The sequence below is a fragment of the Terrilactibacillus tamarindi genome (genome assembly GCF_009718825.1).
GTDB lineage: Bacteria > Bacillota > Bacilli > Bacillales > Sporolactobacillaceae > Terrilactibacillus > Terrilactibacillus tamarindi.
On sequence record NZ_WNHB01000006.1, the window covers coordinates 15,580 to 28,073 of the forward strand.

Annotated in this window: 9 protein-coding genes and 1 CRISPR repeat array; of the genes, 2 read left to right on the top strand and 7 right to left on the bottom strand. The window is 34.4% G+C overall.

Going from position 1 to position 12,494, the window contains the following annotated elements:
• Nucleotides 1-63: 63 nt before the first annotated feature.
• The 4 genes from GMB86_RS04945 to tlp form a co-directional block, all read right to left on the bottom strand.
• Entirely contained in the window at nucleotides 64-1,596 is a 1,533-nt protein-coding gene (locus tag GMB86_RS04945) for a glycoside hydrolase family 32 protein (protein ID WP_155217641.1), read from the bottom strand.
• Between the two features lie 160 nt (nucleotides 1,597-1,756).
• Nucleotides 1,757-3,223, bottom strand: a complete 1,467-nt coding sequence (locus GMB86_RS04950) for a glycoside hydrolase family 68 protein (protein WP_155217418.1) — start codon at nucleotides 3,221-3,223, stop codon at nucleotides 1,757-1,759.
• A gap of 712 nt (nucleotides 3,224-3,935) precedes the next feature.
• Nucleotides 3,936-4,889: an aldolase catalytic domain-containing protein gene (locus GMB86_RS04955; RefSeq protein WP_155217420.1), complete on the bottom strand. Its 954-nt coding sequence runs from the start codon at nucleotides 4,887-4,889 to the stop codon at nucleotides 3,936-3,938.
• Nucleotides 4,890-5,078: 189 nt separating this feature from the next.
• Nucleotides 5,079-5,312: a small acid-soluble spore protein Tlp gene (gene tlp, locus GMB86_RS04960; protein ID WP_155217422.1), complete on the bottom strand. Its 234-nt coding sequence runs from the start codon at nucleotides 5,310-5,312 to the stop codon at nucleotides 5,079-5,081.
• A 221-nt stretch (nucleotides 5,313-5,533) separates the two neighbouring features.
• Here tlp and GMB86_RS04965 point away from each other — a divergent pair, with 221 nt between their 5' ends.
• Nucleotides 5,534-6,097 carry a YdhK family protein gene (locus tag GMB86_RS04965; protein WP_155217424.1) on the top strand — a complete coding sequence of 188 codons (564 nt, stop codon included), beginning with the start codon at nucleotides 5,534-5,536 and terminating at the stop codon, nucleotides 6,095-6,097.
• Nucleotides 6,098-6,397: 300 nt separating this feature from the next.
• Here GMB86_RS04965 and GMB86_RS04970 read toward each other — a convergent pair whose 3' ends face one another.
• A complete protein-coding gene (locus GMB86_RS04970) occupies nucleotides 6,398-7,738 on the bottom strand; it encodes a nucleobase:cation symporter-2 family protein (RefSeq protein ID WP_408033831.1) in 1,341 nt (446 codons plus the stop codon).
• Nucleotides 7,739-8,149: 411 nt separating this feature from the next.
• On the opposite strand from GMB86_RS04970, the gene GMB86_RS04975 reads away from it, so the two are divergent.
• On the top strand, nucleotides 8,150-8,869 hold the full coding sequence (locus tag GMB86_RS04975) for an EcsC family protein (protein ID WP_155217428.1): 720 nt from the start codon (nucleotides 8,150-8,152) through the stop codon (nucleotides 8,867-8,869).
• A gap of 641 nt (nucleotides 8,870-9,510) precedes the next feature.
• Nucleotides 9,511-10,923: direct repeats of the CRISPR family, unit length 30 nt; unit sequence ATTTAAATACATCTAATGTTAATGTTCTAC.
• 263 nt (nucleotides 10,924-11,186) lie between these two features.
• Here GMB86_RS04975 and cas2 read toward each other — a convergent pair.
• Entirely contained in the window at nucleotides 11,187-11,474 is a 288-nt protein-coding gene (gene cas2, locus GMB86_RS04980; RefSeq protein ID WP_329602759.1) for a CRISPR-associated endonuclease Cas2, read from the bottom strand.
• Nucleotides 11,475-12,476 carry a type I-B CRISPR-associated endonuclease Cas1b gene (gene cas1b, locus GMB86_RS04985; RefSeq protein ID WP_155217430.1) on the bottom strand — a complete coding sequence of 334 codons (1,002 nt, stop codon included), beginning with the start codon at nucleotides 12,474-12,476 and terminating at the stop codon, nucleotides 11,475-11,477.
• Between the last annotated feature and the right edge of the window lie 18 nt (nucleotides 12,477-12,494).

A 12,494-nucleotide genomic window follows, 5' to 3' on the forward strand; every position in this document is an offset into this window, starting at 1 on the left:
GGGCTCTGTCTACGCCTTTCCGCAATCGGCAAGTTTTCTTTACCGAATGTGTATTCCATTTTTTTAGTTTTCCTTGATCGAGTGAAAGTGTTGTATCTTTACGTTCTTAAAGATTGCCGTACCGTCATCTGAAAATAATGAAATTTCTCGATCATCTAAGGGAGCAAACACTTCACTTGAATGAACAACTTGACCATCATCAATAAACACTTCAATACTCGTTTTATCGACAAGTATTTTTAAATGGACGTTGTGTTTATTTTTATCAAAATACGCTCTGCTTTCGACATACTTATTGCTTTTATCAGGCTGAATAGTAGATCCCCGGTTTACATATGAATAACCACCTTGAGGGAAGATTCCCACATCTATATGTCGCGATTTATCTTTTGATTCCCTCAGTCTTATCCCGATATTTTTCGCTTCTGACCAGGAGATATCCGCATCAAGTTGGTAGGCATCACCTGATGCTTTTAATTTTCTCGAACCTTTTACTTTAAGTTTACGAATTGAATCTGTTCTATATGTCAATTTTTCAAGTGATGATATGGGCTGTGATACCAAGCTGTAATCATGGCTCCCAATGTGCTTTAATTGAATCTGCCGAACAACCGAATTAAACCCATTAAACCCTTCATCCATTGTAGGTGTTTCGTTTGGATAATCCCAACTATTCATCCAGGCTATCGCATAACGTTTGGTGAACTTTTCATTCTTTTTCCCGCTCTCAAAGGTAACTCCACCATACCAGTCAAAGCCATGATCTAACCACTTAGGCTCAGTTTGATCGGTATTAAATCCACTTCCAGTAAAGTCACCAATCCAGTAGGCATAGGTGTTTGGCTTGCCGATTGATTTACCGTTTGCACTTGCACCTAGAATCCATTTATATGTCCCATCATTTGTTTTCATTTGATAAAGATCAGGGCATTCAACAATCCCGATATTTTGTGTCATGAATGCTCCGGTGTAACGCCAATCTTTTAAATTGTGAGATTCATAAAAACCAATTTTAGAGCCTTCAGCCATAAGTAGTACCCATTTATTTTCTTGATCGTCCCAGATAACTTTCGGATCTCTAAAATCCTTAGTACCTGGATTCGGCATCACAGGATGATCACGATATGATTTGAATGTCTTTCCTTTGTCTGTACTATACCAAAGATATTGTTCCTGCTTTCCGCCATCGGCTGAAGGTTGAGTCACAATGGCGATAAAAGCTCCCTTTCCAAAGCCCGCTGTATTGTTCTGATCTATAACGACTGAGCCCGTCCAAGGATCCCCATTTTTATTTGTATATTTAGGAATAGCAATCCCTTCATCCTTCCAGTGTACCAAATCTTTGGACGTGGCATGACGCCATTCCGTTCCATTATCATTGGGATAGTCCCGATTATAGAGATAATAATAGTGATATTTTCCATCTAAATAGATTGGCCTTTGCGGATCATTCATCCATTTATCGGGTGTTGTAAAGTGATAGGTCGACCGATAAGTTGGCTTATGATCCTTAGGCTGAGTGACCTTTTCCTTTTTCTTTGGAGGTTCTTGAAGAAGCACTACTCCAACGATAATAAGACCAATCAAACCTATCATTGAACCTAAAAACCAGATATATTTTTGCTTAGGCGTTATCTTTTTCTTCACGTCTATGCCTCGCTTTGTTGTCTATCATGTTGTTAAAGAAAGAAAATGCCGATAACAGATTATCGGCATTTTCTATATTCTATTCAATTTTCTACTATAAATCAAGACGTTATCTTGTCAATTGTCCTTGTTTAAGAACACTGTCTTTTACGACGGATGTTTTTGATCCTTTAAGATTTAATAAGAAGCTTGGTGCGAACGTAGAATGATGATCGTTAAAGTATCCTTTATTTGTTGCATAGCTTGTCACCACTAAATTGTTATCTTTTGAGTTATTTGGAATAACAAAGTGAGAATAATTAAACGTAATGTCATATGGATCTAAATCCATGTGTAAAACGAGTCCACTACCATTTAACGGTTTGTATTTACCTGTTAGAGAATTCGATACAAATCCTAACATGTAGATGTCCTTTGTGCCAATACCGTCTATCGTCATTTTAGCTCCTCTAGAATCCGTGAACAAATACCACTTTCCATCTTTTTTAAATACGTTAGCACGTTCAATTTCATCCGTAATCGTATTTGAAGTGATTAATGGTTTCATCACATTTTTCAGCGTATAATCGTCATTAATTTCGATAATACCGAGAGCTCCATTAGCAAGTGAGGCATCATGTTTTTTCGCGCCTTGTAATAGTGCCTTTTTTTCTGATTGGAAGAAAGTTTTATTTCCACCATAGAAGGCACTGTTATTAAGTTGATCATCACCTTGATAGCCTGTTTCAGTCCCTGTGTTAGCTTCAAAGACAAGGTATTTATGTCCATGATCTTCAACATAGTGAGGATCTCTTAGCGTGTGATTGTCACCTGAAGCAAAAGCTCCTTCATCAATAAATTGTTGCACGTTTTGATAAATTTTTCCGTCTCCGTCAAAAATTGATTTATAATCTTCTACACCATCGACCTTTAATGTATTGTGATCTGGCTGCGTGAGATTGACTTGAGCCGTCGTTAATGTTTGTTTACTATAACCTGTACCGCCATCTTCTGGTGCGCCAGAGAAATTAGTGTAAAACAGACGTATCTTACCGTCTTTTGTAAGAGTTGTCGAACCAGACCATTCTTGAGTTTGATATTTTAAATGAGGGTCGTTTGGAACAAATTTATCATTATCTTTAAATACTCGTCCGGCATTTTTCCAACTATTTAGCGAAGTTTCACCTACTTTTTGATAGAATACATAGATATGTGTATCATTTCCATCTTTAGGATCCCCCGCCAAGGCGAAAACAATGTTATATCCTTTGTAAGTGGCAACTGTACCGTCAGCATTTTGTAAAGGCCAGCTATCCCATACATCTAAATCAATCAAATTCCCATTTTTATCATAATCTTTAGCTGAAGGAATATTTTTGATTGATGATGCATCAAATGAAGGAACTTTAAATTGATCACTTTTTTGTTGTTCTGGAAATTTGTGCATGTCATAACGTGTGATATGGGACATACCATAATCCTCGTTATAGTCCGTACTATTTTTCTCTTTCGCAAACGATTGGGCCCCTCCGCCCACAAGTAATGCTGCAGCAAAAGTAACTGCTGTAGCTTGTTTAAGATACTTACTGATCTTCATCAAAATCCTCCCTCTCTTATAAAAACAAATACTAAAAAGTTTGTAAACAATGAACCTATTCTTTTATAGGCATTGTTAGCAATCCATTTAGCTTAAGAAACACCCATCCCTTATTTAGATAGATCGGCTAACAAGCATGCACACCCTTTTATAAAAGCTTTACCATTAACTTTTGATTAAAGTGCTAAGGTTAAAAGATTACTTTATGTATAAGTGTGCATTATCACTAGCAAAAACTCTAAATTAAGTTTTGAGTGAGTTTCTTCACAGCATAGGTTACAGGGGATGATAAAGATGCGTCAATTCGACCTAATGTTACAAAAAAATCAACATTGTTAACGATAGTCGTTTGTAACTAGGTCAAAACGGTTGTGATTTTGGTCATTATTAACATTATTGTTACACAAAAAGAAATACCCAGATAAATAGATATTATCTTAGGTGAATTGGGATTATATGTCGATTATTTTATTTTTTATGGTTTATTTTGGTATTAATTGGATATAAAAATCGTATTATAGAAGAACATCGGCGTTTTTATCAAACTATCTCCCGACTTAATTCATCTATATATGACTTTTTTTAAAACGAATTATTAAGAAAATCAGGATAATAGTACGAGTTTAATTCACAATTGTTTTTTAGCCCTTTCGTTTTACTCATGTAATTAAAAAAAGTGAGGGACACATAAAACTTATCTCTCACTAAATATTTAATCTAAAGTTGTTTCAACTGTGGTTAATTGATCGTAAAAGTCTTTATAGCGATCTTTATTTTCACTATGTCTCAATGCCATCGCTGATCGCGGATGTTCATTTAATTGACCTGTGATGGTATAGGGAATAATATATCCCCACTCAACTTTTTTCCTTAGTGGAATCATTAATTTTTCAATGCCTTCATATACTGGTTTGACCTCATATTGAGGATCCTTTAAATAACCTAAAATTAATTCTGTTGGGCAATTACCAGCCGCCCTTCCCATGCCATAAACGGAACAATCGAGATATTGAATCCCTTTTTCTATAGCAGTCAAGGTATTGGCATAAGCGAGCTGAAGATTATTGTGAGCATGGATACCCAGTTTTTTATTAGGGCATTGCAGGCTGAATTTATCGACTAAATAAGCAATATCCCTTGGATAAAGGCTTCCATAAGAATCAACGATATACGCGATATCAACACTGCTCTCATTCAATTTGACCAGAGCCTCAGATAAATCATGTTCCATGGCATTAGAGACCGCCATGATGTTGACACTTGTCTCATAACCTAAAGCCTTAAACGTATTATTTAATTTAATCGCTTTATCAATATCCTTTAAATAACACGCAATACGAATCATATCTAAATGGCTTTCCGTGCATGGTAGCATGTCATTTTCATCGACTCGACCAATATCTACAATGGCAGAAAGTTTGGTTTGCTGCTTATTTGGAATCACTTCTTTTAAGAAGTGATCATCCAAGAAACGCCATGGACCAACTCCTTCTGTTGACACCAACTTCGGTGAGTTTTTGTAGCCAATTTCCATAACATCGACACCAGCGGTATTTAAATAGTGATACAAATCCCGCACAAAATCGATGCTGAAGTCCCAGTTATTGACAAGTCCACCATCTCGAATGGTGCAGTCAAGAACTTGAGTTTTCTGTGTGTTTAGCATGGGTACCTCCAAGATGCTAGATAGTTGATCTATCTCCATTCATTCATATTTCTCCTATTTTATTTCACCTGTCAATCGAATTGTCTATATTATATGTATTTCTTAAAATTTAACCCCCTCGGACTATATCGATTGATCCGCCGAGGGGGTTTTTCATTTTAAAAGGGTTCGTTGTTCGCTAAATTATCCTTATTGGTGATCTTGATAAGCGGCTTCGTCTTTAATTTCTTGACGCAGACCTTCAATACTCTCTTCACGGCGATGATTTTTTTCTTTGATTCGTTCTTTCTCTTCCTCGCTGATTTCATCACTATGTGCTTTTAAATAGTCATTCGCTTCATCCATGTTTTGCAGAGTATGACCAATGTTATTCTCGATTTTTTCCACGTTATCAGAACGATCATCTGGTTTTGGTTTTGGCATTTATTCATCCCTCCTTTGCGAACTTAGTATGCCACCGAAAAAGAAGGATATGTAATTGTAAAAAATTCCAAAGCCTATTTTATAAAAAGAGAAAATAAAACATCTTTTTGGTCATAAATATTGAAGACACAATTCAGTTGTTTTGGATTAGGGGATACACTACAAGGGTATAGTATAAGTAACATTAACTTCTAACGATTAGATTTTGAGGAGGGTTCAATATGAATAAAAAAAATTCGGGCATTTATGTTATGACTTCTCTTGTTATGGTATTACTACTCGCTCTAACTGCATGTTCCACTAATGATGATCAAAGAAATCACTCCGAGTCTAAGACTACGACAACACATTCACATTTACATTCTAGTGCAACTGTTCCCAAGGGATTAAAGGTCGCCAAAGACCCCAAGTATAAAGTCGGGAGCGAGGTCATTATCCATGCAGATCATATGAAAGGAATGAAAGGGGCCACAGCCACTATAGTAGGCGCTTACGACACGACTGCCTACGCCGTTTCCTATACGCCAACCAATGGTGGCAAGCGAGTCACTAATCATAAATGGGTCATTCAAGAAGAATTAAAAAACGTAGGTGACAAAACCTTAGCACCCGGGACAAAAGTGATCATCGAAGCTGATCATATGGAAGGCATGAAAGGGGCTAAAGCCACGATTGATTTTTCTAAGAAAACCACTGTTTATATGGTTGATTATACCCCAACAACAGGTGGAAAAATGGTGAGAAATCATAAATGGGTTGTTGAAAGTGAATTATCACCAAAATAAGACTAACTTTAGAATAGTTGTGACACTACTCAAATCTAATTATCGGATTTGATGTTGAGTATTACAGACAGGAAGTGGTGCAATTCTTTCTCATAGTGGTGCAATCCTGATGTGAACTGGTGCAATTCATTGTCGTAGTGGTGCAATCCTGATGTGATATGGTGCAATTCTTTCTCGAAGCGGTGCAATTTTAGTGCAAACTGGTCGTGGCGTAATTCTTGCCGAAGTGGTGCAATCGACAAAAAGAGCGGAACATTCCCGCTCTTTAAATCACAGTTGATCTGGACGTAATTTAATCCTTTACTTTTGGGCATACATCGGTTCTGTGTATTCAGTTGAATCTTTAGCGTCGACATGAACGTCTTCAGATTTTTTCCCTAGTATGTTTAAACATATATTTAAGATAATAGCCGTTAAACTTCCAGTGATCACACCATCGCTTACAATAATTTTTAAAGCGGCAGGCAGTTTAGCAAATAGATCCGGAACTACCGTTACTCCTAATCCTAACGCAAGGGAACAAGCAATAATTAATAAGTTACTTTGTTTTTCAAAATTGACCACACTTAGCATTTTAATTCCTGATGAAATAACCATTCCAAAGAGAACAACCATGGCTCCACCTAACACAGGTGCAGGAATGATGGTCGCAAAGGCTGCGATTTTTGGAACAAATCCAAGTAATACGAGAATAAATCCAGATGCTACAATAACATTTGTTGATTTAACTTTGGATAATTGGACAAGTCCTACATTTTGAGCAAATGTATTATAAGGAAAAGCATTAAATAGTCCACCTAATATAATTGCTAAGCCTTCTGCACGATATCCTTTTTTGAAGTCTTCTTCCGTTAACTGACGGTCACAAATTTTACCTAATGCTAAGAAGACACCTGTAGATTCTATAATGATGACAATACAGACCAAAATCATCGTTAAAATCGGTCCAACTTCAAAGGTAGGGGCACCAAAGTAAAATGGTTTTGGAATATGTAACCATGATGCTTCTGCTACATTGGCTAAACTGACTTTCCCCATAAATGAAGAAACGATTGTCCCTATGATAAGACCCATTAATACAGAAAGGGCACGAACAAATCCAGTAAAGAAGTGATTTAAGACTAAAATAAAAGCGATAACGCCAAATGCAAGAAGTAAATTTGAAATAGAACCAAAATCCTTACTTCCCACTCCTCCTGCCATGTTTCGGATGGCTGATGGAACCAAAGACATTCCGATTATCGTCACGACAGTTCCCGTCACAACAGGTGGAAAAAGCCTTAACATTTTCCCTAAATATTTTGAAAATAAAACAATGAACAACCCACCAGCTATGATTGATCCATATATTGCACTGATACCATATTGACTTCCGATAGAAATCATAGGCGTAAGTGCAACGAATGAACTACCTAATATAACGGGTAAACCAATACCGAAAAACCGATTATTCCAAGCTTGTAACAAAGTGGCAATCCCACAGGTTAATAAATCAATACCAATCAAATAAGCTGATTGTTGAGCATTTAAGTGTAATGCCCCTCCAACGATAAGTGGAACTAGAATAGCACCAGCATACATGGCAAAGACATGTTGTAATCCTAGTGAAGTCAACTTGAGTGGACCAATTTTCTTTTCCAAACGGCTCATCTCCTTCTTTTTTCTGCTTACCCGAATAATAGATAATATCTATATACTTTATATTTAAATATTAAGATATTTCTATCATTAAATCATTAGTTAAAATAGCCAAAAATGTTAATGACCTTTTGGCAGATTAGATAATTCGATTGGTCATGTTACCTCTAAAGATGTAGAAAAATACTCCGAATGAACGAAAGGAATTATTCTAAAAAACACGCAATTTGACTTTTTCAACTTAATTTTTTACATTGGTACACTGGATTCTAGCCTTTTTTATCCAACCAATTTTAAGCTAAAAAGGAAAGATTCCCATAAAAAATAAAATTGAGAAGAGACACTATAATCTTTGCCAAATTGAAACACTATGTAGGAGTTACACGTAAATAGGAAAGAAAAGGAGTGTTTTTGTTGAATGACTATGAGGTAAAAGTCTATCAAGACATATTGGAATGGAAACGTCAGATGCTTAAACGCTCGGGATGGATTAATCGGACGTCGAAAAAGATTCAAACGAAGGTTAATCAATTAATTCCTGAAAAAGCTCACGTGGTTATAACCAATGCAATCAAAGCTATGGTTCAAACAACCTTAACAGGATCAAATCTGACAACGAAGAAAAACTTATCCCGTGGATTGTCCCTCGCTGAAAGAGATCAAAAGGTTGTCGAAAAAATAGCCGCTTACCGTAAAACAGCGATGCTAGAAGGAGCGGGTACTGGTGCTGGAGGTTTATTGTTGGGATTGGCAGATTTTCCTCTTTTGCTTTCGATAAAAATAAAATTCCTATTTACAACCGCCTCTATCTACGGATTTGACACAAGTGTCTACGAAGAACGAATTTTTATTCTACAAATTTTCAAACTCGCTTTTTCAAGTGATCAGACAAGAGATGAAACCATGACCATTATTGAAAATTGGGAGGAACTTAAAAAGGACTATATGGATATGAATTGGAGAGAATTCCAACAAGAATACCGCGATTACATTGATTTTGCTAAGATGCTTCAGCTGGTACCTGGGATAGGTGCTGTTGTCGGTGCGTATGCGAATTACAACCTACTTGGTCATTTAGGAGAAACTGCGATGAATTGTTATCGACTTAGATTATTGACAACGTGTCCGATGTGAAGGAAGTTTGTTGGGAAAATATTTATCCTTTAAACCTTAATGATATTCCTATTGACATCAGTATTTGGTGATTACGGCCACTGAAATGTACCGCCTCTGACATAGATCTTATCATCGAATGACACGGAATGTACCAGTAAATGCCATGCTGTTTACCACTTCATACCTTTGTACAATTAATGAGCACAAAGCCAACGACATTCCGAGACGTATATAAATTACCAGCACGGATAGCCTTGATACAATTACCGGTAAAGCCATCAAACATAAGTAAGGGAAGATAATTAGTTTGTGATTACAGCCAATGATCAGCATGTTCATCTATATAATAGCCCGTAATATGCTGATAGATTTTTTGAGTGACAAGCTCGTCATTTTGATGGCCTAACTGGATCATTGACCCTAAGGTTGTCTTTAATAAACTGGCTAGGAGCATTCCTCTTAATCAAATTCCTTGAACAATAACAATCTGGAATCAGACATAAGATTCCCTCCACCAGAATTAACTTTGATTCTATCGAAAATTAAAATACATCTAATGTTAATGTTCTACAAACAGAAATACCACCATTCATAGGAACAATGTTATTTAAATACATCTAATGTTTTACAGAACAGCGTGAGTTTATCGATAGGTATTGATTTAAATACATTTTATGTTAATGTTCTACTCTAACGTATTAATCTACGTATTATTGAAATGTAAAATTTAAATACATCTTATGTTATTGTTCTACTATTCTTTATTTCAACCCACGCACTCAAGTAGAGTGATTTAAATACATCTTATGTTAATGTTCTACGCGGCAACAAATGGAAAGAACACGGTCATGTATGAATTTAAATACATCTAATGTTAATGTTCTACGTCAATACAGTGATTATAATAAGTGGTGTTGTAAAATTTAAATACATCTAATGTTAATGTTCTACATATTGCCAATGTAATAAAACCACGAAAGGGGATGGAAATTTAAATACATCTAATGTTAATGTTCTACACCGTGAAAACAAATTAAAAGCGGGTAAATTAAATTAATTTAAATACATCTAATGTTAATGTTCTACGGAACGTAGGTAACTTAACTGAGGGGTCATGGGACAATTTAAATCATCTAATGTTAATGTTCTACTACCGCAGTCACGCAACTTGTTAAACAATCTATTCATTTAAATACATCTAATGTTAATGTTCTACAAATGAGCAATAACAATGACTCAATAACCGTAGAAAATTTAAATACATCTAATGTTAATGTTCTACGAGAAAATGGTTTTCTGATAACTCTATGGCCTGTATATTTAAATACATCTAATGTTAATGTTCTACACTCATGGTCATATGGGTTAGTTTTTCGCAATAACATTTAAATACATCTAATGTTAATGTTCTACAATGGAGAAAACACAACTATATTGTTGCACAGATTAATAAATTTAAATACATCTAATGTTAATGTTCTACATTTTGCGTGTACCGGAAACCGAACCACCTTTTCTATTTAAATACATCTAATGTTAATGTTCTACATGCGACTCGAAAGGCAATCGACGAGATTGAGAGAAATTTAAATACATCTAATGTTAATGTTCTACCAAACAGCTTTTTGAAAACCAAGTTTCTCTTGTGACATTTAAATACATCTAATGTTAATGTTCTACGGATGATGTGGATTATGAACTCAAGGAAATGCAAGAATTTAAATACATCTAATGTTAATGTTCTACTAAGAGAAGAGAATAACCGCCTTCAAGTAGCATTATTTAAATACATCTAATGTTAATGTTCTACTAGGGCGATATATGTAAGAAAGGAGTTTGTACATTATTTAAATACATCTAATGTTAATGTTCTACCCCAACTGAGCGAGAAAATGAATTTACTTTGATATAATTTAAATACATCTAATGTTAATGTTCTACGATTGGTATAAAGTCTTTGTTTTCAATTCTGTACTATTTAAATACATCTAATGTTAATGTTCTACAGAAAACCGTATCAGTGGCATTAAAAAATATCTTCAATTTAAATACATCTAATGTTAATGTTCTACTCCTATGTTATCAGCCTTCTGAAATTAATAATATATAATAAACCCTTTTATATCAACGTATTTTCGATATTTTTCCAACCAAACATGACTTTCTTAAAAACGCTCAAACAATTGATATAAATACATTTTCCCTTTTTAGGTTGGAAAAATAATTAATACCAAGTGTATCGTATTATAAAATGTTATATTTTACAAAAAACATCTTTTACTATCTAACGATCCTAAACGTTGATTTGATCCTACTTGTACATAGTTTTGTAAATTTATAAAAATAAATCCTCTGAGTTATTTTCCTTTTTACTGCCTATTATTTCTTCATTAAAATCCAATTGATTTTTAAAAGTAATTATCGATATAAAATCATGTTCATTGTCGATTTTTTTTGACAGTTCAGCTCTTAAAATTAACAATTGTGAGGGAGTGATTGGACCTCTAAAAACAGAATTTTGATAAGGATATAAGTATTTCTTACATATTTTAAATACTTTATTAACTCGTTTTTCACCAACATCGTAAAATAGGAACACATAATTTGCATTAAATTTTCTCACTTAACATTTCTCCTTAAAATCATATGGAACAAACTTTTTCCCCTCGATACACATTTTGATCAACTTGTATGCATCTAACTTAATAGCAGTTTGGTATGAAACTTTTCTTTTTAAAATTGGGTGCTGAAATGTTTGATTTATTCTTTCATCAAATGCTTTTAAAAAAATCATTTTTCCTTTTTCACTAAGTAAACAGTAATTTAATTCCTTATCAAAATGTTTACCTACTTGGATTCTTCTATTATTCACCAGTTCAAAAATGGTTTTATAGACAATAATTGGCTTAAATACCTCACATAAATCTAAACTAAGCGAAAAACGCCCTTCACCTGGTTCATGTAAAAAACTAATTTTTTGATCAAGGTGAGTGTGATATATTTGTGAAACCGTTTTTGCATATAATAAGGAATTCCCAAATGAAATCATTGCATTCATCGGATTATCAGGCGGACGCTTAACTCGTTTATTCATGAGGAATGCTTTCGGTAAAAAAAGAGAAAACGAATCATAAAACTTCTTCCAAATAGTACCCTCAATAAATAAGATTTGCTTAATATTAATTTCTTTTTGGAGTAATTGGGGTACACTCTTTCTTAGCCAATGTAAAAATGGTTTCAAATCGGTCTTACCATGAGAATAATAATGGTATAAAATATAATAGACATTATTTGCAATGCCTTGAACAATTGCTTTAGCAACATCAAGGCGACTTTCATTGAAAAGTTGAACTTGTTTAATAAGCAAACAACCGCTAACCAAATTTTCTTTAGGATAAAATGTTCCTGAATATTGCTGAAAGTAATTAAAAAAATGAACTGTCACTTGCGCTTTAGATAAAAAATCAAGTAGTTTTGTATTAAAACTAACTTCATTTAAACAATATATTTCTTTTATTCCTTCAATAGGAACATATCGGTGCCCTTTTTCATTTCTAAATATTAAAGAATTATCTTTCCGTTTTAACTCTCCCATAGTCACTAAATATTTAGTTGATTGTGCCATGACACATTCATCCCCCAT